At 70.1% G+C, this 26,175-nt stretch carries 23 protein-coding genes; 17 read left to right on the plus strand and 6 right to left on the minus strand.

Translation table 11 applies throughout. The features are described 5' to 3' along the window. Window positions 1-45: 45 nt before the first annotated feature. The 3 genes from lipB to FB381_RS09605 form a co-directional block, all read right to left on the minus strand. On the minus strand, window positions 46-783 hold the full coding sequence (gene lipB / locus FB381_RS09595) for a lipoyl(octanoyl) transferase LipB (RefSeq protein WP_141780079.1): 738 nt from the start codon (window positions 781-783) through the stop codon (window positions 46-48). 80 nt (window positions 784-863) lie between these two features. Then, window positions 864-2,675 carry a 2-oxoglutarate dehydrogenase, E2 component, dihydrolipoamide succinyltransferase gene (gene sucB / locus FB381_RS09600; protein ID WP_141780080.1) on the minus strand — a complete coding sequence of 604 codons (1,812 nt, stop codon included), beginning with the start codon at window positions 2,673-2,675 and terminating at the stop codon, window positions 864-866. Between the two features lie 234 nt (window positions 2,676-2,909). Beyond that, window positions 2,910-4,445 (minus strand): leucyl aminopeptidase, encoded by a 1,536-nt coding sequence (locus FB381_RS09605; protein WP_141780081.1) that lies wholly within the window; start codon window positions 4,443-4,445, stop codon window positions 2,910-2,912. Window positions 4,446-4,553: 108 nt separating this feature from the next. On the opposite strand from FB381_RS09605, the gene gcvT reads away from it, so the two are divergent. The 5 genes from gcvT (at window position 4,554) to FB381_RS09630 (ending at window position 8,200) form a co-directional block, all read left to right on the plus strand. Beyond that, window positions 4,554-5,690, plus strand: a complete 1,137-nt coding sequence (gene gcvT / locus FB381_RS09610; protein ID WP_141780082.1) for a glycine cleavage system aminomethyltransferase GcvT — start codon at window positions 4,554-4,556, stop codon at window positions 5,688-5,690. An 87-nt stretch (window positions 5,691-5,777) separates the two neighbouring features. Beyond that, a complete protein-coding gene (locus FB381_RS09615) occupies window positions 5,778-6,035 on the plus strand; it encodes a hypothetical protein (RefSeq protein WP_141780083.1) in 258 nt (85 codons plus the stop codon). Window positions 6,036-6,073: 38 nt separating this feature from the next. After that, a complete protein-coding gene (locus FB381_RS09620) occupies window positions 6,074-6,904 on the plus strand; it encodes a PhzF family phenazine biosynthesis protein (RefSeq protein ID WP_141780084.1) in 831 nt (276 codons plus the stop codon). A 14-nt stretch (window positions 6,905-6,918) separates the two neighbouring features. After that, on the plus strand, window positions 6,919-7,713 hold the full coding sequence (locus FB381_RS09625) for a thymidylate synthase (protein ID WP_141780085.1): 795 nt from the start codon (window positions 6,919-6,921) through the stop codon (window positions 7,711-7,713). Further along, window positions 7,703-8,200, plus strand: coding sequence for a dihydrofolate reductase (locus FB381_RS09630; protein ID WP_141780086.1), 498 nt, complete (start codon window positions 7,703-7,705; stop codon window positions 8,198-8,200). The genes FB381_RS09625 and FB381_RS09630 overlap by 11 nt, the downstream gene beginning before the upstream one ends. Before the next feature lie 34 nt (window positions 8,201-8,234). Here the strand turns inward: FB381_RS09630 and FB381_RS09635 are convergent, their stop codons facing one another. Further along, the gene (locus FB381_RS09635) at window positions 8,235-8,699 is read right to left on the minus strand and encodes a nucleoside/nucleotide kinase family protein (RefSeq protein WP_246088037.1); all 465 of its coding nucleotides are present in this window, start codon (window positions 8,697-8,699) and stop codon (window positions 8,235-8,237) included. A gap of 18 nt (window positions 8,700-8,717) precedes the next feature. Between FB381_RS09635 and FB381_RS24255 the strand changes: the two genes are divergently transcribed. The 6 genes from FB381_RS24255 (at window position 8,718) to FB381_RS09660 (ending at window position 17,587) form a co-directional block, all read left to right on the plus strand. Beyond that, window positions 8,718-9,062 carry a hypothetical protein gene (locus FB381_RS24255; protein ID WP_246088038.1) on the plus strand — a complete coding sequence of 115 codons (345 nt, stop codon included), beginning with the start codon at window positions 8,718-8,720 and terminating at the stop codon, window positions 9,060-9,062. Between the two features lie 5 nt (window positions 9,063-9,067). Beyond that, a complete protein-coding gene (locus FB381_RS09640) occupies window positions 9,068-10,006 on the plus strand; it encodes an LLM class F420-dependent oxidoreductase (protein WP_141780088.1) in 939 nt (312 codons plus the stop codon). Between the two features lie 16 nt (window positions 10,007-10,022). Continuing rightward, on the plus strand, window positions 10,023-10,910 hold the full coding sequence (gene dapA / locus FB381_RS09645) for a 4-hydroxy-tetrahydrodipicolinate synthase (protein ID WP_141780089.1): 888 nt from the start codon (window positions 10,023-10,025) through the stop codon (window positions 10,908-10,910). An 11-nt stretch (window positions 10,911-10,921) separates the two neighbouring features. Further along, window positions 10,922-12,607, plus strand: a complete 1,686-nt coding sequence (locus FB381_RS09650) for a ribonuclease J (protein ID WP_141780090.1) — start codon at window positions 10,922-10,924, stop codon at window positions 12,605-12,607. 307 nt (window positions 12,608-12,914) lie between these two features. Further along, entirely contained in the window at window positions 12,915-15,581 is a 2,667-nt protein-coding gene (locus tag FB381_RS09655; RefSeq protein ID WP_211352382.1) for an FtsK/SpoIIIE family DNA translocase, read from the plus strand. Further along, window positions 15,578-17,587, plus strand: coding sequence for a helix-turn-helix domain-containing protein (locus tag FB381_RS09660; RefSeq protein WP_141780091.1), 2,010 nt, complete (start codon window positions 15,578-15,580; stop codon window positions 17,585-17,587). The genes FB381_RS09655 and FB381_RS09660 overlap by 4 nt, the downstream gene beginning before the upstream one ends. 149 nt (window positions 17,588-17,736) lie before the next feature. Here FB381_RS09660 and FB381_RS09665 read toward each other — a convergent pair whose 3' ends face one another. Both FB381_RS09665 and FB381_RS09670 read right to left on the minus strand, forming a co-directional pair. Continuing rightward, window positions 17,737-18,501, minus strand: a complete 765-nt coding sequence (locus FB381_RS09665; RefSeq protein ID WP_141780092.1) for a response regulator — start codon at window positions 18,499-18,501, stop codon at window positions 17,737-17,739. Beyond that, window positions 18,498-20,174: a sensor histidine kinase gene (locus FB381_RS09670; RefSeq protein WP_141780093.1), complete on the minus strand. Its 1,677-nt coding sequence runs from the start codon at window positions 20,172-20,174 to the stop codon at window positions 18,498-18,500. Before FB381_RS09670 ends, FB381_RS09665 begins: the two co-directional genes overlap by 4 nt. Before the next feature lie 215 nt (window positions 20,175-20,389). Here FB381_RS09670 and FB381_RS09675 point away from each other — a divergent pair, with 215 nt between their 5' ends. The 6 genes from FB381_RS09675 to pgsA all read left to right on the plus strand — a co-directional run bounded on the left by FB381_RS09675 (window position 20,390) and on the right by pgsA (window position 26,027). Then, complete coding sequence (locus tag FB381_RS09675) at window positions 20,390-21,343, plus strand: Bug family tripartite tricarboxylate transporter substrate binding protein (RefSeq protein WP_141780094.1); 954 nt, start codon at window positions 20,390-20,392, stop codon at window positions 21,341-21,343. Then, entirely contained in the window at window positions 21,340-21,870 is a 531-nt protein-coding gene (locus FB381_RS09680) for a tripartite tricarboxylate transporter TctB family protein (RefSeq protein ID WP_141780095.1), read from the plus strand. The genes FB381_RS09675 and FB381_RS09680 overlap by 4 nt, the downstream gene beginning before the upstream one ends. A 13-nt stretch (window positions 21,871-21,883) precedes the next feature. Then, window positions 21,884-23,407, plus strand: a complete 1,524-nt coding sequence (locus FB381_RS09685; RefSeq protein WP_141780096.1) for a tripartite tricarboxylate transporter permease — start codon at window positions 21,884-21,886, stop codon at window positions 23,405-23,407. Continuing rightward, window positions 23,407-23,826 carry a universal stress protein gene (locus FB381_RS09690; protein ID WP_246088039.1) on the plus strand — a complete coding sequence of 140 codons (420 nt, stop codon included), beginning with the start codon at window positions 23,407-23,409 and terminating at the stop codon, window positions 23,824-23,826. The genes FB381_RS09685 and FB381_RS09690 overlap by 1 nt, the downstream gene beginning before the upstream one ends. Before the next feature lie 115 nt (window positions 23,827-23,941). Then, on the plus strand, window positions 23,942-25,357 hold the full coding sequence (rimO, locus tag FB381_RS09695; RefSeq protein WP_211352560.1) for a 30S ribosomal protein S12 methylthiotransferase RimO: 1,416 nt from the start codon (window positions 23,942-23,944) through the stop codon (window positions 25,355-25,357). Window positions 25,358-25,379: 22 nt separating this feature from the next. Then, entirely contained in the window at window positions 25,380-26,027 is a 648-nt protein-coding gene (pgsA, locus tag FB381_RS09700; RefSeq protein ID WP_141780098.1) for a CDP-diacylglycerol--glycerol-3-phosphate 3-phosphatidyltransferase, read from the plus strand. The last annotated feature ends 148 nt before the right edge of the window (window positions 26,028-26,175 follow it).

The raw sequence follows: 26,175 nt of genomic DNA on the forward strand, positions 1-26,175 counted from the left end.
CGGGCGGAACCTCGAAGCCAGGCGGCTACTGGTCGGTCACACCGCTCAGCCGAGGGTGGGGGAGAGCAGCGGGATGCGGGGAGTCTTGGCCGGGTCGGGCTTGGGCTCCAGGCTCGGACCCTGCTCGTAGTCGCGCCACGACAGCATCTCGGCGACCTTCTCGCGCAGCACCGGCATCGCCTCGGCGTTGCCGATCTGCCGACCCGCCTCGATCGAGAGGGTGGTGACGGCGGCGTCGGAGATGCCGCACGGCACGAACCGCTCGTACCAGCCCAGGTCGACGTCGCAGTTGAGCGCGATGCCGTGCATCGTGACGTGCTGGCTGACCCGCAGCCCGATCGCGCCGACCTTGCGCTCCAGACGGCGCACACCGTCAGGGGTCTCGCCCGCCGGCAGCCAGACGCCGCTGCGGCCGGGCACGCGGTAGGCGGTGACGCCGAACTCGGCACAGGTGAGGAGCATGGCCTCCTCCAGGCGGCGTACGAAGTCGACGACCTTGACCTTCTCCGGCAGCTGCACGATCGGGTAGGCGACGATCTGGCCGGGGCCGTGGAAGGTCACCTCGCCACCGCGGTCGACGTCGATCACCGGCGCGCCGCCGGGATCCGCGGGGCGGTCCTCCGGCTTCGTGCGCTTCCCGGCGGTGTAGGTCGGCGGATGCTCGAGCAGCAGCACCGTGTCGGCCTGCTCCCGTTCGACGACCCGCTGATGGACCTGCTTCTGCAGCTCCCAGGCGTCGAGGTAGTCGATCGTGCCGATCTCGTCGAACCGCAGCTCACTCACGGGATCGATCCTACGCCGGGTCCGAACGCACCAGCGGCGCGGTCCGCAGGACCGCGCCGCTGGGTGTGTGCTGGGGTGGATCAGATCTCGAACTGACCGGCCTCGAGGCGCTTCTTGATGTCCTGGAGGAAGCGGCCGGCGTCGGCGCCGTCGACGAGACGGTGGTCGTAGGTCAGCGCGAAGTTGACCATGTAACGCACCGCGATCGTCTCGCCCAGGTCGGGGTCGTCGATGACGACCGGACGCTTCACGACCGCGCCCGGGCCGAGGATGGCGACCTGCGGCTGGTTGATGATCGGGGTGTCGAAGAGCGCACCGAACGAACCCAGGTTGGTGATCGTGAAGGTGCCACCGGAGAGCTCGTCGGGGGTGATCTTGTTGTTGCGCGTGCGGTCGGCGACGTCGGCGATCTTCTTGGCGATGCCCGAGATCGAGAGGTCACCGGCGTCCTTGACGACCGGGGTGAGCAGGCCCTTGGGGGTGTCCACCGCGAACGCGATGTTCTCACGGTCGTAGTAGGTGACCGTGCCCTCCTCGACGTCGATGCCGGCGTTGAGCTTCGGGTGCACCTTGAGGGTGTCGATCGCGGCCTTGGCGAAGAACGGCAGGTAGGTCAGCTTGACGCCCTCGCGCTGCTGGAAACCGGCCTTGTTGGCCTCACGGAGGCGGGCGATGTTGGTGACATCGATCTCCATGACCTGGGTCAGCTGAGCCGAGACGTGGAGCGACTCGGTCATCCGCTCGGCGATCACCTTGCGCAGGCGCGAGATCTTCTCGGTGGTGCCACGCAGCGGCGAGGGAGCGGCGGGGGCCTCGGTCGAGGTGCCGGCGGCCGGTGCGCCCGCGGCCGGAGCCGCCTGCGCCGGCGCGGCGGCGGAGGTCGACTTGGCGGCGGCTGCCTCGAGAACGTCCTCCTTGCGGATGCGGCCACCGACGCCCGAGCCCTCGACCGTGTTGAGGTCGACGTTGTGCTGGGCGGCCAGCTTGCGCACCAGCGGGGTCACGTAGCCACCGGGCTGGATCGCCGGGGTGTCCGACTTGGCGGGCTCGCTCTTCGCGGGCTCCTCCTTGGCGGGAGCAGGCGCGGCCGGAGCAGGCGCGGCGGGAGCGGGAGCGGCCGGAGCGGGAGCCGCGGCGGGCTCCTCCTTGGCGGGCTCTTCCTGAGCCGGCTCCTCCTTGGCCGGGGCGGCCTCGGGGGCCGGGGCGGCGGGCGCGGAGTCGCCGGCGGGCGCGGCGCCGGCGTCACCGACGAGCGCGAGCACGGCGCCGACCTCGACGGTCTCGTCCTCGGAGACCTTGATCTCGAGCAGGGTGCCGGCCACCGGAGACGGGATCTCGGTGTCGACCTTGTCGGTGGATACCTCGAGCAGCGCGTCGTCGACGGCCACCTCGTCGCCGACCTGCTTGAGCCAGCGGGTGACGGTGCCCTCGGTGACGGACTCACCCAGCGCGGGGAGCTCGACCTCGGTCGCGTTGCCGCCCGAGGCCGGCGCAGCGGCCGGCTCCTCGGTCTTGGCGGGCGCCTCGGGCTCGGCCGGAGCAGCGGGCTCGGCAGGCGTCTCGGCGGCCGGCTCCGGAGCGGTCTCGGCCTCGGGTGCCGGCTCCTCGGGTGCGTCGTCACCGGCGGCCGGTGCCGGCGCGGCACCGGCCTCGTCGTCGGCGCCGATGATGGCAAGCAGGCCACCGACCTCGACGGTGTCGTCCTCGGCTGCCTTGATCTCGAGCAGAGTGCCCGCGACCGGCGAGGGGATCTCGGTGTCGACCTTGTCGGTGGAGACCTCCAGGAGGGCCTCGTCGACCGCAACGGTCTCGCCGACCTGCTTGAGCCAGCGGGTGACGGTGCCCTCGGTGACGGACTCGCCGAGTGCCGGGAGAGTTACTTCGGTGGCCATGAGTTCCTTCGTTCTACGTCTGTTCGTTGCTCTAGTTGTATCCGAGGTCCAGGTTAAGACGCCCCACGTCGGCCTCACGGCGCGCGAGCTCGATCGCCCGGCGAGGAGAACGACGCATCGGTCCGGGCCGACACCTGCCCGACGCACTCATGATGCTGCGAGAAAGGCAGCCAAGGGCGTCGATCACGTGGCCCATCTTGTCACTACACGTGCGCGAGCGTGTCAACTGGACCACTACTGATCGGTAGCCATCTCGCGTACGTAGTCGACCAGTGTCGCCACCGCCGCGCCGGTGCCTCCCGCAGTGAGGTCGCCGGAGGCGCCTCCGGAGTTGAAGGAGGGCCCGGCGATGTCGAGATGAGCCCAGGGAAGCCCGCCGGTGAACTCGCGCAGGAACGCTGCGGCGTAGAGCCCACCACCGGGGCGTACCCAGTCGTGCTGGTTGAGATCGGCCACCTTCGAGGAACGGATCCGCTCGTCCATCCATTCCGGGATCGGCATCGGCCACATCTGCTCGTCGGCGACCTCGGCGGCGGCGAGCACACGAGCGACGATGTCGTCGGAGCCGAGCACGCCGCTGACCTTGTCGCCCAGCGCCAGCACCATGTGACCGGTGAGCGTGGCGACGTCCAGGATCACGTCGGGCTCGGCCTCGGCGGCGCGCACGAGCGCGTCGGCGAGGATCATCCGGCCCTCCGCGTCCATGTTGGAGACCTCGACGGTGGTGCCGCCGTAGTGGGTGACGACGTCACCGGGGCGGTAGGAGGAGCCGGAGACCATGTTCTCGGCCATGGGTACGAACGCGGAGACCTTCACCGGCAGACCGAGGCGGGCGATCGCGAACGTCGCCTGCGCGACCGCGGCGGCGCCGGCCATGTCGGACTTCATCGTCGACATCGAGCTGCCCGGCTTGATCGTGAGGCCGCCGGAGTCGAAGGTGACGCCCTTGCCGACCAGCGCGACGTGGCCGCGCGCGTCGGCGGGGGAGTAGGTGAGCTCGACCAGGCGGGGCTTGGCGGCCGAGCCCATACCGACGGCGAGGATGCCGCCGCAGCCGAGCTCGGCGAGCTGCTTCTCGTCGTAGACGGTCGTCTCGACGCCCTCGACCGAGCCGGCCACGTGGGCCACGGCCTCGGCGAACGTCGGCGGAGTCATGTCGGCCGGCGGGATGTTGACCCACTCCCGGGTGCCGGCGACCGCCTGCGCGAGGACCTGCGCCTCCTCGAAGGCGGTGATCGCCTCCGCGCGCCGGGCGATCGGGCTCAGGATCGAGACGTCGCTGGGGCCGCCCGCGTCGCCGCCCTTCTTGCCGCCCGAGGCAGCACCCGACTTGTAGGGGGTGAACGTGTAGCCACCGAGGATGTAGCCCTCGGTGACGGCTCGCACCTGCTCCGGTGTCTGCGCCGGCAGGGCGACCGCGACCGAGGTCGCGTTGGGCACCGCGCGGGCGGCGGCGCCGGCGGCGCGGCGTACGGCACGGGTGGGGTAGGTGCCGTCGGCGTCGGCCTTGCCGAGGCCGATCAGCACCAGGAGCTGGGCGCCCATCTTCTCGCCGGCGGGCAGCCGGGTGACCTCGCCGGCCTTGCCGCTGACGCCCAGCGTGGCCAGCAGCCCTCGCCACTTGCGTCCGTAGGCGGCCTTGACGTCCTCCGCTCCGGCGATGACCTCGACCTCCTTCGCGCCCTCGCCGATGCCGACGACGACAGCCTCGGCACGGGTCTTGGCAGGAGTGGCGGTACGCAGCGTGTAGGTGATGTCAGGCAGGGTCACGTCGTGCAGTCTAGGAGACCGCCCGATCGCCCGGCGGTCCGCCACGTATGGCGCGCCCGGAGGGGGCAGGGAACGGGCTGTGTCGGGACGGTGCGATAAGTTCGGAGTATGGCTGAAGAGACCTCCACGGGGGGCGGGTCGGAGCTGCTCCAGTCCCCTCTGCACGAAAAGCACGTAGGACTCGGCGCGAAGTTCGGCGAGTTCGGCGGTTGGTCGATGCCGCTCGAGTACGCAGGCGTCGTCAAGGAGCACACCGCGGTCCGTGAGGCTGTCGGTGTCTTCGACGTGAGCCATCTCGGCAAGGTCATGATCAGCGGGCAGGGTGCTGCGGAGTTCGTGAACGCCTCGTTCACCAACGACCTCAACCGGATCAAGCCCGGCAAGGCTCAGTACACGCTGTGCTGCGATGCGGAGACCGGCGGCATCGTCGACGACCTGATCGCCTACTACCGCGACGACAACCACGTGCTGATCGTGCCCAACGCCGCGAACACCCCTGAGGTCGTGCGCCGGCTCGAGGAGGCCGCGCCCGAGGGGATCACCCTCGTCGACCACCATCGCGATTACGCGGTCCTCGCCGTCCAGGGGCCGAAGTCCGACGAGCTGCTCGCCGCCGTCGGGCTGCCCGCCGGCCACGACTACATGTCGTTCGTCGAGGCCGCCGCCCCCGACATCCTCGGCGACGAGATCGGCGTCGTCGTGTGCCGCTCGGGTTACTCCGGCGAGCGCGGCTACGAGCTGATCGTCGCCAACGAGGCCGCCGGGCCGCTCTGGGACGCGCTGCTGGCCAAGGGCGAGGAGCTGGGCGCGATGGCCTGCGGCCTCGGCGCCCGCGACACGCTGCGCACCGAGATGGGCTACCCGCTCCACGGCCAGGACATCTCTCTCGACGTCACCCCCAACGAGGCCGGCATCGGCTGGGCGGTCGGCTGGAAGAAGGAGGCGTTCTGGGGCCGCGACAAGCTCGTCGCGGAGAAAGAGGCCGGCCCGAAGCGCGCGCTGCGCGGCATCGTGGCCGTCGGCCGCGGCATCCCGCGTCCGCACATGTCGGCCTCTCTGACCGCCGACGTACCGGTCGGCGAGGTCACCTCCGGCACCTTCTCGCCGACCCTGAAGAAGGGCGTCGGGCTGGTGCTCGTCTCGACCACGGTCAACCCCGAGGCCGAGATCGGCATCGACGTGCGTGGTCGTCGCGAGATCTTCCAGCTGACCAAGCCGCCCTTCGTCGAATCTCATGTGAGGTGATCGCGTGAACGAGCGTCAGCGAGTGAGCCATGCAGGTTTCGCGCGATCGCGTCCGTATTCTGGCGCTTGCGCTACGGAGGTGATCGCGTGAGCATTCCTGACGTTCCCTCGGTGTTCAAGCAGCCAACCCCGGCCGAGCGCCCGTGGTGGTGGAAGCTCGTCGACGAGTCGGGCGAGGAGGTCTCGGTCGACGAGGAGTTCGCCGACCAGCGCTTCACCAACCAGGGCGACGCCGAGTCGTGGGTCGGTGAGGTCTGGGAGGAGCTCCTCGAGGCCGGTGTCGCGGCGGTCGTGCTCTTCGAGAACGACCGCGAGGTCTACGGCCCGATGAAGCTGTCCGCCTGAGGACGTGCCCGACAGGGGGCGCCCGATAGGGTCGGCGCGTGAGCGCCTACGAGTTCCGCCAGGTCGACGTCTTCACCAACGAGCCGCTGCTGGGCAACCCGGTGGCGGTGGTGCACGGAGCCGACGGGCTCGGTGAGGATCAGATGGCGGCGTTCGCGCGCTGGACCAACCTCTCGGAGACGACCTTCCTGCTCGAGCCGAGCGACCCGGCGGCCGACTACCGGCTCCGGATCTTCACGCCCGGCGGTGAGCTGCCGTTCGCCGGCCACCCCACCCTCGGCAGCGCCCATGCATGGCTGGAGGCCGGCGGCGAGCCGAAGGGCGCCGACGTCGTGCAGGAGTGTGGCGTCGGCCTGGTGAGCCTGCAGCGGGGTGAGCGCCTGGCCTTCGCGGCGCCTGAGCTGCTGCAGGGCGGGCCCGTCGAGGAGGGCGTGCTCGAGCGCATCGCCGCGGGGCTGCGGATCGAGCGCGAGGAGATCCTCGACGCGCAGTGGGCCGACAACGGCCCCGGTTGGGTGGCCGTCATGCTGCGTGACGCCGCGGCCGTGCTGGCGCTGACCCCTGACCCGACTGCGCTCGGCGATCTCGCCGCCGGTGCGGTCGGCGCCTACCCGCCGGGGGAGGAGTGCGCGGTCGAGGTGCGCGCCTTCGTCGGCGGCCTCGGTGTCGACGAAGACCCGGTGACCGGATCGCTCAACGCCGGGATCGCGCAGTGGCTCGCCGGTGGCGTGCTGCCCGCGGCGTACGTCGCCTCGCAGGGCACCGTGATGAAGCGTCGCGGACGCGTGCATGTCAGCACGGACCACGACAACCAGATCTGGGTGGGCGGAGACACACTCACCACCATCCACGGGTCGCTGAGCCTCTGACCTAGGCTGGGGGCGTGCAGTCCTACCTCGATCTGTTGACCCGAATCCTCGACGAGGGTGTGGAGAAGTCCGACCGCACCGGCACGGGCACGATCAGCGTCTTCGGTCACCAGACGCGCTACGACCTGGCCGACGGGTTCCCGCTGCTGACCACGAAGAAGGTGCACACCCGCTCGGTCTTCGGTGAGCTGCTCTGGTTCCTGCGCGGCGACACCAATGTGCGCTGGCTCCAGGAGCGCGGCATCTCGATCTGGGACGAGTGGGCCGACGAGAACGGCGACCTGGGCCCGGTCTACGGCTACCAGTGGCGCTCCTGGCCCACCCCCGACGGCCGTCACGTCGACCAGATCGCCAAGATCATCGACCAGATCCGCACCGACCCCGACTCTCGCCGCCACGTCATCTCCGCGTGGAACCCGGCCGACATCGATGACATGGCGCTGCCGCCGTGCCACACGCTGTGCCAGTTCTACGTCGCCGACGGCAAGCTGAGCCTGCAGCTCTACCAGCGTTCGGCCGACGTCTTCCTCGGCGTGCCGTTCAACATCGCCTCCTACGCCCTGCTCACCCACATGGTCGCGCACGTGACCGGCCTGCAGCCGGGCGAGTTCGTGCACACCCTCGGCGACGCCCACCTCTACAGCAACCACCTCGACCAGGCCCGCCTCCAGCTCACCCGCGAGCCGCGGCCGCTGCCGACGCTGCGGCTCAACCCGGAGGTCAAGGACATCGACGCCTTCGAGCTCGAGGACATCACGGTGGAGGGCTACGACCCGCACCCCGTCATCAAGGCCCCCATTGCCGTCTGAGGGCGGGGCCGGGCCGCGGCGGATCGTGCTGGTCGCCGCGGTCGCCGACAACGGCGTCATCGGCAACGGCCCCGACATCCCCTGGAAGATCCCCGGCGAGCAGGCCGAGTTCAAGGCAATCACGATGGGCCACACGCTCGTCATGGGCCGCACCACCTTCGAGTCCATCGGCCGCCCCCTCCCGGGCCGCACCACCGTGGTCCTCACCCGCGACAAGACCTGGGCGTACGACGGCGTCCTCGTCGCCCACGACATCGACTCCGCCCTCGCCCTGGCCGCAGAGGAGCAGGGCGACACGATCGTCGCCGGGGGAGCGCAGGTCTACGAGGCCGCGCTGCCTTACGCCACCGAGCAGGTCATCACCCGCGTCCACCTGACTCCGGAGGGCGACGTCCTCTACCCGCCGTTCGACGAGGCGGACTGGGTCGAGACCAAGCGCGAGCCGCACGAGGCGTACGACCGCGTCTTCCTCAGTCGGGTCGAATAACGCAGACGCCTCGCTCGGGCCAGAACTGATGCTCCTAGCGGGTGTCAAGGCGGTCGAGCGTGACGCTGTCGGAGCTGTCGACGACCCACGTTGCGCGTTCGTGCGGCGAGCAAGCCGACAGGTATGCCCGTTGTCCTTCGACGTACCGGCGCGTGAGGGGATTCGCGGAGTCGAGGACGAGTCCGTCGCGCCGGCTCTTCCTGGTGAGGGAGGTCGCGGTGTCGACGGTGAGGAAGACGGAGTAGTCCCACCACGTCGCGAGCTCGTCCCGGAGCAGGAACAGTCCTTCGACGATCACGACCGTCCCAGGTGCGGCGTGTTGCAGCGGCCGTCGCGCCACGACGTCGGCCGCTCGGTCGACGACTCCGGGCCGGAGCCATCCGTCGCCGTCAACGCTGACGGGTTCCAGGACATAGCGGATCAGCGAGTCGTAGTCGTAGCTGTCGTGGAAGTAGCCCTCGGGTGACTCGCGACCCCTCCTATGACGGATCGCGGTCACGTTCATGAAGTCATCGACGTGGACGACGACGACCTTCCGCCCACAGGCCCTCAGCTGGCCGGCAAGGGACTCCGCGAAGGTCGTCTTGCCGCTGCCATCGACACCGTCGACCGCGACGAGGAGGCGTCGGTCGGGTCGTGTGCGAGCGAGAACGCCCACGATCTCGATGGTTTCCTGCGACACGACCTCATCGAACCATGGTGCCGGTTGGTGAGGACGTCAGGCGGTTCCCTCCTGCCGGCCGACTCGCGAAGCGCCGACGACCTGGACCGGCTCGAGGCCGAGCGTGAGTGGTGGCCGCTCTTCTCCACCGCGCGCCACCGGTCCCTGGCGCGCGAGCTTTTCGCCACACCTTTAGAGTGAGCGCCATGGAGCTGCGCATCTTCACCGAGCCCCAGCAGGGGGCGTCCTACGCCGACATCCTCGCGGTGGCCCAGAAGGCCGAGGAGCTCGGGTTCGGAGCGTTCTTCCGCTCCGACCATTACCTGAAGATGGGCGACGGTGACGGCCTGCCCGGCCCGAGCGACGCCTGGACGACGCTCGCCGGCCTGGCCCGCGAGACGAGCACGATCCGTCTCGGCACGCTGGTGACCTCGGCGACGTTCCGGCTCCCCGGAGTGCTGGCCATCCAGGCCGCCAACGTCGACGACATGTCCGACGGCCGCATCGAGCTCGGCCTGGGCGCCGGCTGGTTCCAGGAGGAGCACGACGCCTACGGCATCGCGTTCCCGGCGCTCGGCGAGCGGTTCGACCGCCTCGAGGAGCAGCTCGAGATCATCACCGGGCTGTGGGCGACCGAGCCGGGGGAGACCTTCAGCTTCGAGGGCCGGCACTACACGATCAAGGACAGCCCCGGCCTGCCCAAGCCGGTCCAGACCCGCGGTCACGCCGGCTCGATCCCGGTGATCGTCGGAGGCGGCGGCAAGAAGCGTACGCCGACGCTGGCAGCGGCCTATGCCGACGAGTTCAACGCGGCGTTCGTCTCCGCCGAGGAGTCGCAGGCACTGTTCGAGAACGTCGGGCGCTTCGTGGAAGCCGCCGGCCGCGACGACTCGATCATCTACTCCGCCGCTCAGGTGCTCTGCGTCGGGCGTGACGACGACGAGATCGCCCGCCGTGCGCAGGCGATCGGCCGTGAGCCCGCAGAGCTGCGTGAGAACGGTCTGGCCGGCACTCCGGACGAGGTGGTCGCGAAGATCAAGCGTTTCGAGGATGCGGGCGCTAGCCGCCTCTACCTCCAGGTGCTCGACCTGAGCGATCTTGACCATCTCGCACTCGTGGCCGACAAGGTCATGACGCGCGTCTGACGATAGTCTGTGTGCCATGACTGATGCTCCGTTCGGCACCGTGCTCTCCGCACTGGTCACGATCTTCCACGACGACGGTTCGATCGATCTGGAGCAGACCCAGAAAGTCGCCAAGCACCTGGTCGATCATGGCCACGACGGCATCGTCGTCTCCGGCACCACCGGCGAGTCGCCGACCACCACGCCGGCCGAGGACGGCGAGCTCCTGGCCGCGGTCAAGGACGCTGTCGGAGACCGCGCGAAGATCGTCGCGGGCATCGGCACCAACGACACCCGCACCTCGGTCGAGCTGGCCAAGCAGGCCGCCCGGATCGGCGCCGACGGCCTCCTGCTGGTGACTCCTTACTACAGCAAGCCGGGCCAGCGCGGCATCCTCGAGCACTTCCGCACGGTCACCTCGACCACCGACGTCCCGGTCGTCCTCTACGACGTCCCCGGCCGCACGGGCTCCCCGATCACCCTCGAGACCTACCGAGAGGTGAGCACCTGGGACTCCGTGGTCGCGGTCAAGGAGGCCGCCGGCGACTTCGCCCGCGGCACCAAGCTGCTCGACCTCGGCTACACCCTCTACTCCGGCGACGACGCGCTCACCCTCGCCTGGCTGGCCCACGGGGCCGTCGGCGTGATCAGCGTCTCCGCCCACGTGATCGGCGACCAGACGCGTACGCTGATCGACTCATTCGCGGCCGGCGACATCGAGACCGCCCGCAAGACTTATGCGCGGATGCTCCCCGCGATCGACGCCATCATGGGCGTCCCGAACTACGGAGCCACCACTGCCAAGGCCGCACTCGAGCTGACCGGCGTGATCGACAACCGCACCGTCCGAGGGCCTCTGGTGGCACTCGACGAGTCGGAGGTCGAGGCGCTGCGAGCCGGGTTGGAGGCTTCTGGCCTTCTCTAGAAGGAATGTCTTTGTCTCACCCACACCCGGAGCTGACCGAACCCGGCAAGCTCCCCAAGGGCGGCCTGCGGGTCACCCCTCTCGGCGGCCTCGGCGAGGTCGGCCGCAACATGACCGTCTTCGAGTACGACGGCCGGCTGCTGATCGTCGACTGCGGCGTGCTCTTCCCCGAGGAGCACCAGCCGGGCGTCGACCTGATCCTGCCCGACTTCGGGCCGATCCGTGACCGGCTCGACGACATCGAGGCCCTGGTGCTCACCCACGGTCACGAGGACCACATCGGCGCCACGCCCTACCTGCTGCGCGAGCGGCAGAACATCCCGTTGGTCGGCTCCGAGCTGACCTTGGCCCTGCTGGGCTCCAAGCTGCGCGAGCATCGCCTGCGCGAGACCGTCCAGCACAAGGTGCGCGAGGGCGACACGATCTCCTTCGGCCCCTTCGAGCTGGAGTTCGTGGCCGTCAACCACTCCATCCCCGACGCGCTCGCGGTCGCGATCCGCACCGGGGCCGGGCTGGCGCTGCACACCGGCGACTTCAAGATGGACCAGCTGCCCCTCGACGGCCGGATCACCGACCTGCGCGCGTTCGCGCGGCTGGGCGAGGAGGGTGTCGACCTGTTCCTCACCGACTCCACCAACGCCGAGGTGCCCGGCTTCACGACCGCCGAGAAGAAGATCGCCCCCGCGATCGAGCAGGTCTTCCGCGAGTCCGACCAGCGCATCATCGTGGCCTGCTTCGCCTCCCACGTGCACCGCGTGCAGCAGGTGCTCGACAGTGCGGTCGCCCACGGCCGCAAGGTGGCGTACGTCGGTCGCTCGATGGTCCGCAACATGCAGATCGCCTCCGACCTGGGCTACCTGCACGTGCCCGAGGACGTCATCGTCGACGCCAAGGAGCTCGCCGAGCTGCCGCCGGAGAAGGTCGTGATGGTCTCGACCGGTTCGCAGGGCGAGCCGATGTCGGCGCTGTCGCGGATCGCCAACGGCACCCACAACTTCGTGCACATCGAGCCGGGCGACACCGTCCTGCTCGCGAGCAGCCTGATCCCGGGCAACGAGAACTCGATCTACCGGGTGATCAACGGCCTGGCCCGCCTGGGCGCCAACGTGGTCCACAAGGGCAATGCCCTGGTGCACGTCTCCGGCCACGCGAGCGCAGGCGAGCTGCTCTACTGCTACAACATCGTCCGGCCGCGCAACGTGATGCCCGTGCATGGCGAGGTGCGCCACCTGCTCGCCAACGGCGACCTGGCCCGCCAGACCGGCGTGGAGAGCGTCGTCTACGCCGAGGACGGCGTGGTCGTCGACCTCGTCGACGGCAAGGCCGAGATCGCCGGCAAGGTCGAGTGCGGCTATGTCTTCGTCGACGGCACCACCGTCGGCGACGTCACCGAGTCCGAGCTCAAGGACCGTCGCATCCTCTCCGAGGAGGGCTTCGTCTCGATCATCGTGGTGGTCGACACGGTCAACGGCACCGTCGCCAGCGGTCCTGAGATCCACGCGCGTGGCCACGTGTGGCCCGACAACGCCTTCGACCCGGTCAAGCAGCCGATCATCAAGGCGGTCAACCGTGCGATGTCGGAGGGTGCGACCGACACGTACCAGCTGCAGCAGGCCATCCGGCGTACGTTCGGCCGCTGGGTCTCCAGCACCCACCGTCGCCGTCCGATGATCGTTCCGGTCGTCGTAGAGGCGTAGCGAGCGAGGTCGAGCACCGAGCTTGCTCGTGTGCTCGTGCCGAGCGAGTGAGCACGGCGCGTAGCGCCAGGCCTGAGCCTGGTCCTGCGAGCGGAGCTCGCAGGACCTACGTGAAGGGATCGAGCGAGCGCAGCGGGTGAGCTCGCGAACCCGCGAAGCGGGTCGAGATCCACCGCGCGATCCGTGCCCTGGTGGGCCCGACCGACCACGGTCGAGCCCACCAGGATCACGCCTGTGGAACTACACCGGCGCAACACGCCATCGCCGGGTCCCGGAGAGAGACCCGTAAGTCAAATACCCTGGTGGTATGGCGACCCGTACGTCTTCCCCGCCGGGTTCGCGGAGCTCGACCACAACCAAGAGCACCCGTCCCCGGAGTACGACCACGACAAAGCGAGCAACGGCCACGAGCCGGGCCCGCTCCAAGGCAGCGCCGCAGAAGTCTCGCAACGGCACGCGTCGCCCTCCCGCCAAGAAGACCACGGCGAGGCGTACGCCGCCCCGAGCCGTACGCAACGGGCCCAGCCCGATCGCGATGCTCTTCGACGCCATCTTCTCGACCATCGCCTCCCTGTGGCTGGCGATCGCCGGGGGAGTGGCGGCGATCTTCCGTGTCGGCGGCCAGGCAGCCAGCGACCTGGAGCCGGAGCACCGGCGTGATGGCGCGGGCCTGTTCCTGATCGGCCTCTCCGTGCTGGTCGCCGCCGGCGTCTGGTTCCAGATCGGCGGACAGTTCTTCGACGTCGTGCGCATCGCGGTGGCCGGCGTGGTCGGCAAGGTCGGCTGGCTGGTGCCGGTCGGACTCGTCGTCGCCGGCGCGCGGCTGATGCGTGACCCGGTCAACGCGGCGCCGGTCGGCCGTCAGGCGATCGGCTGGGGCTCGTTCCTGATGGCTGCGCTCGGCATCGTCCAGATCGCCAACGGCAACCCGCAGCCCACCTCCGGCGACAGCAGCGAGCTGCAGTGGGCCGGCGGCGCGATCGGCTACGTCGTGGCCAGCCTGTCGCTCGACGTGCTCCGCTCGACCCCGGTGGTCGTCGTGCTGCTCTCGCTCATGATCGTCTTCGGGGTGCTGGTGATCACCGGCACCCCGCTCTACCAGGTGCCGAGCCGCCTGCGGCACCTGCGTGATCGCGCGCTCGGCCTGGAGACGGTCGAGGAGACGGGCGACGGCGACACCAACATCCGTCGGGTGCGTCGCGGCGGCAAGCTCTTCGCCGACGACGACACCTTCGACCCCGAGGGCTTCGAACCCTACGAGACGCCGTTGCTCGAGGAGGAGAAGCCGAAGAAGAAGCGCAAGAAGGACGGGCTCGACATCGCGCTCGCCCTCGACGACCCGGATGCCGACACCCAGCCGGACGAGGCCGCACCGAGCGACGCGGCGGGCCTGCTGCCGGCCGTCGGCGGCGCGGGCAGCCGCAAGCCGGGCGCCAAGAAGGAGCTCGAGCCCCCGCCCCACTCCGAGATCCCGGAGCGGGTCGAGCAGCTGATGCTCGCCGGCGACGTGACCTACACGCTTCCGGGCAGCGACCTGCTCAAGCCGGGCTCGCCGCACAAGGCTCGCTCCAAGGCCTCCGACGACATCGTCGCCCGGCTCCAGGCGGTGCTCGAGGAGTTCAACATCGACGCCGCGGTCACCGGCTACACCCGTGGCCCGACGGTCACGCGCTACATCGTCGAGCTCGGCGCCGGGGTGAAGGTCGAGAAGATCACCGGCATCCAGAAGAACATCGCCTACGCGGTGGCTTCGGCCGACGTACGCATCCTCTCGCCGATCCCCGGCAAGTCGGCGGTCGGTGTGGAGATCCCCAACACCGACAAGGAGATCGTCACCCTCGGTGACGTGCTCCGCTCCAACGCCGCGCGCAACGACCACCACCCGCTGATCACCGGTGTCGGCAAGGACGTCGAGGGCGGGTTCGTGGTCGCCAACCTCGCGAAGATGCCCCACCTGCTGGTCGCGGGTGCGACCGGCTCGGGTAAGTCGTCGTTCATCAACTCGATGATCACCTCGGTGCTGATGCGGGCCACGCCCGACGAGGTGCGGATGATCATGGTCGACCCCAAGCGGGTCGAGCTCAACGCCTACGAGGGCGTGCCGCACCTGATCACGCCGATCATCACCAACCCGAAGAAGGCCGCCGAGGCCCTGGCCTGGGTCGTGCGCGAGATGGACATGCGCTACGACGACCTGGCCAACTTCGGCTTCCGTCACGTCGACGACTTCAACAAGGCCGTACGCGCCGGGAAGATCGAGCTTCCGCCCGACTCCGAGCGACAGCTGGCGCCCTATCCCAACCTGCTGGTCATCGTCGACGAGCTCGCCGACCTGATGATGGTCGCGCCGCGTGACGTCGAAGACGCAGTCGTACGCATCACCCAGCTCGCCCGTGCCGCCGGCATCCACCTGGTGCTGGCCACGCAGCGGCCCTCGGTCGATGTGGTCACCGGTCTGATCAAGGCCAACGTGCCCTCGCGGCTCGCCTTCGCGACCTCGTCGCTGGCCGACTCGCGCGTCATCCTCGACCAGCCGGGTGCGGAGAAGCTGGTCGGACAGGGTGACGGACTCTTCCTGCCGATGGGCTCCTCCAAGCCGATCCGAGTGCAGGGATCATGGGTCTCCGAGACGGAGATCAACGCGGTCGTCAAGAGCGTCAAGGGCCAGCTGGAGCCGTCCTACCGGGAGGACGTGACGGCGCCGGCGGAGTCGAAGCGGGTGCTCGACGACGACATCGGCGACGACATGGACCTGGTCGTGCAGGCGATCGAGCTGATCGTCTCGACCCAGTTCGGGTCGACCTCGATGCTGCAGCGCAAGCTGCGTGTCGGGTTCGCGAAGGCCGGTCGACTGATGGACATCCTCGAGTCGCGTGGGGTGGTGGGGCCCTCGGAGGGCTCCAAGGCGCGTGACGTGCTCGTCAAGCCGGACGAGATCGACGGCGTGGTCGCAACAATCCAGGGGGAGACATGAGCGAGAACTCACCGGCGGTCGAGCCTGTCGAGACTGCTGAGCCGGTCGCGCCTGCCGACGTCGACGTCGTCGAGGTGCGCCGCAACGGCCGGCTCGCGCTGGTGGTCGCCTCGGCGTCGCTGCTGGTCGGGCTGGCCTTCGTGCTGCGCGGCGGCATCGAGGGATACCTGCTCGGGCTGCTGCTGTTGGCGGTCGCGGTGGTGCAGGGCTGGACCGCCTGGGACTCACGGCTGCCGCTGCTGCTCGTCGACGAGCAGGGCGTACGCCTGCGGTTCGGTCAGACCTGGCAGGGCATCCCGTGGTCGAAGATCGAGGCCGTCGAGCACACCCCGCGACCGGCGGGGATCGAGCGTTTCTGGAAGGACGGTCGCATCGGCGTGCTGCTGCACGACGAGGAGGCGGTGCTCGCCGAGCTCTCGCCGACCGCCCGCCGTCAGGCGATGCTGACCCAGCGCCTCTACGGGTTGCCGTTCTCCTTGCCGCTCGGGCTCTCCACGCACGTGCTCGGCGGTGGCGACGACGTCACCGACGCGATCGCCTACGTGGCCGCCGACGGTGTCGAGGTCGTCGAGATCGACCCCGGTCTCGACGCCGGGCCAGAGACGGACACGGAGGCCGACACGGAGACGGACACCGAGACGGGCACGGGTGCCGGCACCGAGGCGACCGCCTCCGAAACGGCCGATGAGACCCCTGACGGCGAGGACGGATCTGCCCTCGCCGGTGATGGCGACACCTCGGTCCGGCTGCCCGCCGTGGGCCGCGGTGGCGACACCAACCCCCGGATGCTCCGCGTCTTGGACGAGCCTGATATCAATGCCGCGGACGTGGTGGACGAGGCAGAGCAGGACCAGGTGGAGCGCAGCGCGGAGCACGACGAGACGACGCCGAGAGCCGACGCCGATCCCGAGGTGACGGCCGAGGTCAAGCCGCAGCGCGCCGAGCCGGTCGCGCCGTTGCGTGAGCCGTCCGCCGCTGTCCGGGTCGACGTACGTTATGTGCCTGAGGAGCCTCAGGACTCCATCGCGGTCCACGGCGCCAACGCGCTCCAGCTCGACCCGGTCGACACCGACGATACCGACGCCGAGGCGGACGCCCCGGTGGTGGCTGCCAGGCCGGAAGCCGAGGAGATCGACGCCGACGACCAGACCCACGTCTTCGTGGTCGACTCCGACGCCACCGAGCAGATCGATCTCTCCGAGGGCGTCAGCCTGGCCGCCGAGCCTGACGAGAGCGTCGAGAAGATCACCTTCGACGGTGTCGGTGGGCAGGCCGCGGCCGCGCGCACCGCCAACCCGGAGATCGGCGCGGAGATCTCCGCAGCCCGACACCGTCTCGGCCTCGACGCCGAGGCTCTGGCGGAGTGGACGCGGATCCGTCCGCATGTGATCGAGGCGATCGAGGTCGACGACTTCGGCCCCTGCGGCGGCGACTTCTACGCCCGTGGTCACCTGCGCACGCTCGCGCGAGTGCTCGGCATCGATGTCGCGCCGCTGCTGCGCACCTATGACGAGAAGTTCGCCTCCGGCCCGGTCAGCGCACGCACCGTGTTCGAGGCCGAGCTGGCTCACAGTGCGGCGGTGCGCCCGGTCCGGCGGATGCGCGGCGGGCCGTCGTGGTCCGTCCTGGTCGCCGCGGTGATGGCGGTCATCCTGGTCTGGTCGGTCGCGCGCCTGGTCATCGACGGCACCCAGCACGAGCCGGAGGCGGGTGCGATCCAGCTCGACGGCTCGGCCGGCACCGACAACCCCTACGGCGACTCCTCACCCGTGCCGGTGGTCATCTCCGCCGCCGGCGGCGGCGCCCACGTCGTGGTCCGCGACTCGCGCGGCAAGGTCGTCTTCAGCGGTGACCTCGCCTTCGGCGAGTCGAAGTCGCTCCGGGTCACCCCGCCGCTGCGTGTCCAGACCTCCGACGGGTCGCTCAAGGTGTCGGTGGGCGACAGCAAGGCCAAGGCCCTCGGCAAGACCGGCGAGCCGGCCCAGCACACCTACACGGCCAAGTAGCCCCTGACCTGCGAACCCTCGGCCGAGTCGGCTCGTCCTGACCGAAATCCTGGTCGAGTCGGCTCGTTATAACGAGCCGACTCGACGCTGATTCTGGTTAGAACGAGCCGACTCGGCGTCAGGGTTGGTCAGGACGAGCCGACTCGGCGTCAGGGTTGGTCAGGACGAGCCGACTCGGCGGCTCGGTAGCGGCGCTCTGGGCGTCCGGCGGTGCCGTAGTTGAGGCGTACGCCGATACGGCCCGTGCTCGCGAAGTGCTCGAGGTAGCGGCGGGCGCTCACCCGGGAGACCCCGATCGCGTCGGCACACTCGGTGGCACTGAGCTCGCCGGCCTCGGCCAGCGCGGCGAGGACGGCGTGGGCGGTCTCGGGGCTGAGCCCCTTCGGGAGGCGCTCACGAGTCTCCCGGGCACCGCTCTGATGGCTGAAGACCTCGTCGATCCCGGCCTGGACGTCGTCGCGGTGCTCCTGGCCGGCGGGCCGCCGATCGATGCGGGCCAGTGCGTCACGGGAGCGGCGTACGTCGTCGAGCCTGGCGGCGAGGTCCTCGAAGGGGAACGGCTTCACCACATAGTGGGCGGCGCCGCCGGCAGCGGCCGCACGCACGGTGTCCGCTTCGCGGGCCGCCGTGATGACGATGACGTCGGCGTCGTCGCCGCGGCCACGGAGTCGGCGCAGCAGCTCGATGCCGCTGAAGTCGGGAAGGTGCACGTCGAGCAGCAGCACGTCGGGGGAGAGGCGGGCGGTCTCCTCGAGCGCCTGGGACCCGGTGGCGGCGACGCCGACCACACGGAAGCCGTCGACGCGGTCGACGAAGCGGGTGTGGATCGAGGCCACCATGAAGTCGTCCTCGACGACGAGCACGGTGAGCTCGGCGTGCCCGGTGTGCTCGGTTCGCTCGGGAACGGTCGTCATCGGGTCTCCTCGGCGAGTGTGGTGGTGGGCGGTGCCAGCGGGGCGGCGCCGGGCAGGGTCGCGGTGAACACGGCTCCGGGGCGTTCTGCCGCCCCGGCATTCTCCACCTCGACCTCGCCGCCGCGGGCGCGGCACACCAGCTGCACCAGCGCGAGCCCGACTCCCCGGCCGCTGGCGTCGTGCGGCTTGGTGCTGAATCCGCGTCGGAAGATCTCGGGCATGCGGTCGGCGGGCACCCCGCCGCCGGTGTCGGAGACGCGCACGGTGACGGTCTGCCCGGCAGCGCTGAGGCGTACGCCGACCCGGGCATCGAGCGGTCCGACGAGCGCCGCGGCGTCGACGGCGTTGTCGACCAGGTTGCCGAGCACGGTCACCACGTCGGCCGACCCGTCAGGGGTGAGCCGCGGCAGCGCGCTCGCCGCCTCCAGGTCGATGCTCACTCGGCGTTCGGCGGCCAGGCTGGCCTTCGCGATCAGCAGCGCCGCCACGGCGGGGTCGTCGATCCGTGCGGTGATGAAGTCGCTCAGGGCCGCACGGCGTGCGGTCAGGCCGACGACGAAACGGCCCACCTCGGCGTACTCCTCGAGCTCGAGCAGCCCGGTGATGGTGTGCAGCTGGTTGCTGAACTCGTGGGTCTGCGCGCGCAGGGTCTCGGTGACGCTCTCGCGGGAGTTGAGCTCGCTCTGCAGCGCGACCAGCTCGGTGCGGTCGCGCAGCGTGGTGACGGTGCCGGCCGGGCGGCCGTCGTGGTGCACGCGGTTGCGGTTGAGCACGAGCACCCGGTCGCCGGCGACGAGCGGCGCGTCGTGCACCTCCTCCGAGCCGCTCAGCAGCGCGAGCGTCTCGGAGGGCAGGTCGAGCTCGTCGAGCCGGCGTCCGGTGGGGTCGGCGGTCAGCCCGAGCAGCTCGCGGGCGCTGTCGCTCATCAGGCTCACCCGCCCGTCGCCCCCGACGGCGAGCACGCCTTCACGGATCGAGCGCAGCAGCCCTTCGCGGTGATCGGCCAGCGCGGCGATGTCACGCGGCTCGAGGCCCCGGGTGCGTCGCTTGATCAGCCGGGCCAGCAGCCACGAGCCCAGCACGCCGAGCGCGAGCCCGGCGAGCAGCACGGTCAGGGCGTCGGCCCAGGTGCGCGCGAGCCGTTCGCCGATCAGCGGATAGTCCTCGGTGACCACGACCACGCCGACCGGGTGCGGCGCCTCCGCCTTCGACCCCGTCGTGCCCGTCGACCCGCCGCCGTAGACGGGCACCTGGGCCGCGATCGCCCGCCTGCCGGCGTCGTCGATGTCTCCCGCCCAGGCGCGCGAGCTCTCGCGTCGGCCAAGGTCGAGGGTCTCGCCGACCCGGGTGGGGTCGGTGGAGACGAGCACGCGGCCGTCGAGACCGGTCAGGTAGGCCGTGTCGGCGCCGGCGTCAGCGGCGCGGTTCTGTAGATAGAAGGCCAGCGCCTGCCGGTCGGGGGTGCGACTGAGCCCGTCCTGCACGGCGGCGATCCCGGCCAGGCTCTCCGCGGCCGCGCGCAGCCGGTCCTCACGGGAGTCACGGAAGTCGGCGTCGCTCTGCCGCAGCGACACGATGCTGGTCGCCACGACGACGAGCAGCAGCACCGTCAGCTGCAGCAGCAGCACCTGGCCGGCCAGCGAGAGGTGGCGGCGTGAGCTCTGCGACCACAAGTTCCACAACCTCCTTTGGTTGCCCAACAGTGACGGCGGTCACCTCGGGCTGTGACCATCGCCACTGACCGTTTCATCCCTCTCAGTCTGGAGGCCAGCCGTTGTCGACGCCGACATCGCAGTCCCCGCCCGATCCGAGCCAGCTGCCGCTGCCAAGGCAGCCGAGGCGTACGCGTCGGGCAGCGAGCATACGCCGCACCCGTTCGCTCGCCGTCGTGCTCGTGACCTGTCTGCTCGCCGCAGCCTCTGCCTGCGGGGTGACCCGCGGCGAGGAGTCGCAGAACCTCGACATGTGGATCCCGAACAGCCCCGGTGGCGGCTATGACCAGACCGGCCGCGCCGCGGTCGGCGTGCTCGACCGCGACAAGATGACCGGCGGCGACATCCAGGTGACCAACATCCTGGGCGCCGGAGGCTCCGTCGCGATGTCGCGCCTGATGAGCGAGCAGGGCAACGGCAACCTGCTGATGACCATCGGCCTCGGCGTCGTCGGCTCCACCTACTCCTTCGGCGTCGACGCGCGCCCGCAGGACGCCACCCCGATCGCCCAACTGATCGAGGAGCAGGAGGGCGTGCTGGTGCCCGCCGACTCGCCGTTCAAGACCATCGACGACCTGGTGCAGGCGTGGGAGAAGGATCCCGCCTCCGTGGTCGTCGGCGGCGGCTCCTCGCCCGGCGGCCCCGACCACCTCTTCCCGATGCAGCTGGCCGAGGCCGCCGGCATCGACCCCAAGAAGGTCAAGTACGTCCCCTACGACGGTGGTGGCCCGCTCACCAGCGCTCTGCTGGGCCACAAGATCGAGGTCGGCTTCTCCGGTCTCGCCGAGTTCGAGGGCCAGGTGGAGGCCGGCGAGCTGCGAGTGCTGGCCACCTCGGGCGACGAGCGCGCGACCGGTGTCTTCGCCGACGCGCCCACGCTGACCGAGAGCGGCATCGACCTGGTCTTCCTCAACTGGCGCGGCGTGCTCGCTCCTCCGGGCATCAGCGAGAAGCGTCGCCAGGAGCTGATCGATCTGCTCACCCGCATGCACGACTCCAAGCAGTGGCAGCAGGCGCTGAAGGACAACGGCTGGACCGACGCGTTCATCACCGGCGACAAGTTCGACGACCTGCTGGTCGAGCAGGACCAGCGCGTCGCCGACACCCTGAAGGAGCTGGATCTGCTGTGAGCGCCCACGACACCCAACCCGACACCCCACGCGACGACCGCCCCGCCCGCCGGGTCGACCTCGGCCAGTACGCGCTGGCCGCGTTCATGATCGTCGTCGGGATCTACACCGTCTTCGACGCCGCACGTCTGGAGGTCGGCTTCGCCGATCCCGTCGGCCCCCGGGTCTTCCCGTACGTCATCGGCTCGGGGCTCGTCCTGGTCGGTGCGCTGCTCGCGATCGCCACCGCCCGCGGCTCCCAGCCGGAGCCGGAGGAGGGCGAGGACGTCGACCTCAGCGAGTCGGCCGACTGGCTCACCGTGCTCAAGCTGGTCACGGTGCTGCTGATCACGGTCGCCACCGTCAATCTGCTCGGCTGGGCGCTCTCGGGCGCCGTGCTCTTCGCCGGCGCCGCTTGGTCGCTCGGCAGCCGCACGCTGATCCGTGACGTGATCGTCGGGCTCGTCCTGGCGATCGGCAGCTGGTACGCCTTCCACGTCGGTCTGGGCATCCCGCTCACCCCCGGTGTGCTCGACGGAATCCTGTGAGAGGGGCCGACTGATGGAGAACTTCGACCTGCTCATGGGCGGACTGCAGTCCGCCCTCACCCCGATGAACCTGCTCTACGCCGCCATCGGCGTGCTGCTGGGCACCTTCGTCGGCGTGCTGCCCGGCATCGGACCGGCGATGGCCATCGCGCTGCTGCTGCCCGTGACGTACCGCCTCGAGCCGACCAGCGCGTTCATCATGTTCGCCGGCCTCTACTACGGAGGCATGTACGGCGGATCCACCACATCCATCCTGCTGAACACACCGGGGGAGTCCGCCTCGGTGATGACGGCGCTGGAGGGCAACAAGATGGCCCGGGCGGGGCGTGGCGCGCAGGCGCTGGCCACCGCCGCGGTCGGCTCGTTCGTCGCCGGCACCATCGGCACGATCCTGGTGGCCTTCTTCTCGCCGGCGCTGGCCGACGTGGCCGTCGACCTGGGCGCACCGTCCTACTTCGCTCTGATGGTGCTGGCCCTGGTCATGACCACCACCGTGCTCGGCACCTCGGCGCTGCGCGGCTTCGCGGCGCTGTTCCTCGGCCTGACGATCGGCCTGGTCGGCCTCGACCTCAACACCGGCCAGCCGCGACTCACCTTCGGCGTCACCCAGCTCGTCGACCGGCTCGACATCGTCGTCGTCGCGGTCGGTATCTTCGCCCTCGGTGAGGCCCTGTGGGTCGCCGCCCACCTGCGCCGGAAGCCGGCGCACGTGATCCCCGTCGGACGCCCATGGATGGGCCGCGACGACTGGGGCCGCTCCTGGAAGCCGTGGCTGCGCGGCACCGCCTTCGGGTTCCCGTTCGGTGCGCTGCCGGCCGGTGGCGCGGAGATCCCGACCTTTCTCTCCTACCTGACCGAGCGGAAGCTCTCCAAGCGCAAGGACTTCGGCCGCGGCGCCATCGAGGGCGTCGCCGGACCGGAGGCGGCCAACAACGCCTCGGCGGCCGGGATGTTCGTGCCGATGCTCGCCCTCGGTCTGCCGGTGACGGCGACCGCGTCGGTGATGCTCTCGGCGCTGCAGGGCTACGGCATCACGCCCGGCCCGCAGCTGATGACCGAGCATGCCGACCTGGTGTGGACGCTGCTGGCCAGCCTGCTGATCGGCAACACGCTCCTGCTGGTGCTCAACCTGCCGCTGGCGCCGCTGTGGGCACGCCTGCTGCGGATCCCGCGCCCGCAGCTCTACGCAGGCATCCTGTTCTTCGCCTGCCTGGGGGCGTACGCCACCAACCTGGACCCGTTCGACATCGCCCTGCTGGTCGCGTTCGGCCTGCTCGGGCTGATGATGCGTCGCTTCGGGCTGCCGGTGCTGCCGCTGATCCTCGGCGTCATCCTGGGCCCGCTGATGGAGACCAAGCTGCGTGAGGCGCTGACGATCTCCGGCGGTGACTATGCCGGGCTCTTCAACGAGCCGCTCGCGGTGATCATCTACGTGCTGATCGCATTGTTCATCCTGGGCCGCCCGTTCATCGCCCGGGCCCGGGCACGGGTCGAGGGTTCGGCCACCGTCGAGGACGAGAAGGAGCTGGTGAACTGATGAGCACTCCCGCAGGTGGCTGGGTGATCGTGGCCTGGGCGCCGGACGAGTACGGCGCGGTGGCACTCGACTGGGCGCTCGCCGACGCCGAGCGTCGCGACCGCGGCGTCGTGGTCGTCAACGCCTCCCGGGGCGACGCGCTGGTCGATGACCGCTACGCCCTCGACGACCAGCTCTCCGAGCTCGAGCGTCGCCTCACCGAGTCGGGTCGGCCCCACGAGATCCGGCAGTCGATCGACCCCGACGTCGCCGGCGCGGTCCTCGACGCGGCCGAGCAGCTCGACGCCCGGCTGATCGTGGTCGGTCTGCGCAGGCGTACGCCGGTGGGCAAGCTGCTGATGGGCAGCGTCGCCCAGCGCATCCTGCTCGGCGCAGCCTGCCCGGTCCTGTCGGTCAAGCCGGGCTCGGTGCCCGACTGAGCGACCCGGTCAGGCGCGAGGGTTCGGTCTCCGGGGCGTACGCCCGTCATACTTCACGGTGATGAGCACCGCGACCGAACCCTCCGCCGAGACCGACTCGACCGACCAGCCGCTCCTGTCGGTCGCGATGGTGACCCTCGGGTGCACCCGCAACGAGGTCGACTCCGAGGAGCTCGCCGGCCGGCTGAGCGCGGGCGGCTTCCGGCTGGTCGCCGACCCCGACCAGGCCGACACCGTGGTGGTGAACACCTGCGGGTTCGTCGAGCAGGCGAAGAAGGACTCGGTCGACACGCTGCTCGAGGCCGCCGACCTCAAGGCCTCTGCCAACAACGGGGGCAAGGCGCAGGCGGTCGTCGCGGTCGGCTGCATGGCCGAGCGCTACGGCAAGGACCTGGCCGCCGAGCTGCCTGAGGCCGATGCGGTGCTCGGCTTCGACGACTACCCCGACATCGCCTCCAAGCTCCGCGCGATCGTCGCCGGTGAGGCCCACCACCCGCACACGCCGCAGGACCGGCGCCTGCTGCTGCCGATCTCCCCGGTCGAGCGCGACGCGTCCGAGATCTCGGTGCCCGGCATGGCGTCGGTCGACCAGGTGCCCGGCTTCGCCGGGCGTACGCGGCTCGACGACGCCCCGTGGGCGCCGCTGAAGCTCGCCTCGGGCTGCGACCGCCGGTGCACCTTCTGCGCGATCCCGCAGTTCCGCGGCTCGTTCGTCTCGCGCCGGCCCTCCGATGTGCTCCACGAGGCCCAGTGGTTGGCCGGCCAGGGGGTCAAGGAGCTCTTCCTGGTGAGCGAGAACTCCACCTCCTACGGCAAGGACCTCGGCGACATCCGCCTGCTGGAGACGCTGTTGCCTGAGCTCGCCGCCGTCGATGGCATCGAGCGGGTGCGCGTCTCCTACCTGCAGCCCGCCGAGACCCGCCCCGACCTGCTGAAGGTCATCGCGACCACCCCCGGCGTCACCCCCTACTTCGACCTGAGCTTCCAGCACGCCTCCAACGCGGTGCTGCGGCGGATGAAGCGGTTCGGCGACCCCGAGAGCTTCATGGGGTTGCTCAACCAGATCAGGGCCTACGACCCGACCGCCGGTGTCCGCTCCAACGTCATCGTCGGCTTCCCCGGTGAGACCGAGGAAGACCTCCAGATCCTCACCGACTTCCTGGTCGAGGCGCGCATGGACGTCACCGGCGTCTTCGGCTACTCCGACGAGGAGGGCACCGAGGCGGCCGACTTCGACGACGCGCTCAAGCTCGACGCCGACGAGATCCGTGCCCGTGTCGAGCACGTCAACGAGCTCGTCGAGGAGCTCACCGCCCAGCGGGCCGAGGAGCGTATCGGCGAGCAGGTCGTCGTGCTCGTCGAGGAGATCGACGACGGCGAGATCCTCGGCCGGGCGGCCCATCAGGGTCCCGAGGTCGACGGGATGACGTCGCTCGAGGGCGACGTCGACGGCGTACGGCCTGGTGATCTTGTCCACGCGACCGTCATCGCCGCAGAAGGCGTTGACCTGGTCGCCGAAGTGAGCGAATAGTTGAACGGATAGGGTGCGCCCCGTGAACGACGAGACCACTGCTGCCGAGGGTTCGGTGCAGAAGACGAGCAACTGGAACGTACCCAACGCGCTGACCACGCTGCGGATCATCGCGGTGCCGTTCTTCGCCTGGACGCTGCTCGCCGACGGCGGCGACAACCCCACGCTGCGTTGGGTCTCGTTCGTGATCTTCGCGCTCGCGATGATCACCGACAAGATCGACGGTGACCTCGCGCGCAAGCACAACCTGGTCACCGACTTCGGCAAGATCGCCGACCCGATCGCCGACAAGGCGGTCACCGGCATGGCCTTCATCGGGCTCTCGATCGTCGGCGACGTCTGGTGGTGGGTGACGATCATCGTGCTGCTGCGCGAGTGGAGCGTCACGCTGCTGCGGCTCTCGGTCCTGAAACGGATCGTGATCGCGGCCGACCAGCTCGGCAAGATCAAGACCACCGTGCAGGCGGTCGCGCTCGGGGGGCTGCTGCTGCCGTTGCCGCACGGTTCGGCCCATGGCGGCGCGTTCGGTGACTTCCTGCCCTGGGAGATCCTCTTCTACGCCTTCCAGGCCTGCCTCGCGGTCGCGGTGGCGCTGACGATGTGGTCGGGCGGCCAGTTCTTCGCCAGCGTGTGGAAGCAGCGCGACGCGCTGCGCACCTCGGGTTCCTGAGGGACGTACGCGCCGAGTTTCGGCTCGTTGTAACTCCGTTACCGGACGTTCATCCCAGATCCCCGCCACAGCGGCGTACGCCGCGTTATGGTCGCGTGGTTTCGGTCGGTGCTGAATCGGGCAGACCGCCCACCCTTCTAGCTTCCAC

The sequence above is a fragment of the Nocardioides albertanoniae genome, from assembly GCF_006716315.1.
GTDB classification, from domain to species: domain Bacteria; phylum Actinomycetota; class Actinomycetes; order Propionibacteriales; family Nocardioidaceae; genus Nocardioides; species Nocardioides albertanoniae.

Coding starts and splice junctions, on each gene's coding strand:
- dapA (WP_141780089.1), top strand. CDS start 10,023: ATGACTGATGCTCCGTTCGGCACCGTGCTCTCCGCACTGGTCACGATC.
- gcvT (WP_141780082.1), top strand. CDS start 4,554: ATGGCTGAAGAGACCTCCACGGGGGGCGGGTCGGAGCTGCTCCAGTCC.
- sucB (WP_141780080.1), bottom strand. CDS start 2,675: ATGGCCACCGAAGTAACTCTCCCGGCACTCGGCGAGTCCGTCACCGAG.
- FB381_RS09655 (WP_211352382.1), top strand. CDS start 12,915: ATGGCGACCCGTACGTCTTCCCCGCCGGGTTCGCGGAGCTCGACCACA.
- FB381_RS09690 (WP_246088039.1), top strand. CDS start 23,407: ATGAGCACTCCCGCAGGTGGCTGGGTGATCGTGGCCTGGGCGCCGGAC.
- FB381_RS09685 (WP_141780096.1), top strand. CDS start 21,884: ATGGAGAACTTCGACCTGCTCATGGGCGGACTGCAGTCCGCCCTCACC.
- FB381_RS09660 (WP_141780091.1), top strand. CDS start 15,578: ATGAGCGAGAACTCACCGGCGGTCGAGCCTGTCGAGACTGCTGAGCCG.
- FB381_RS09665 (WP_141780092.1), bottom strand. CDS start 18,501: ATGACGACCGTTCCCGAGCGAACCGAGCACACCGGGCACGCCGAGCTC.
- FB381_RS09640 (WP_141780088.1), top strand. CDS start 9,068: ATGGAGCTGCGCATCTTCACCGAGCCCCAGCAGGGGGCGTCCTACGCC.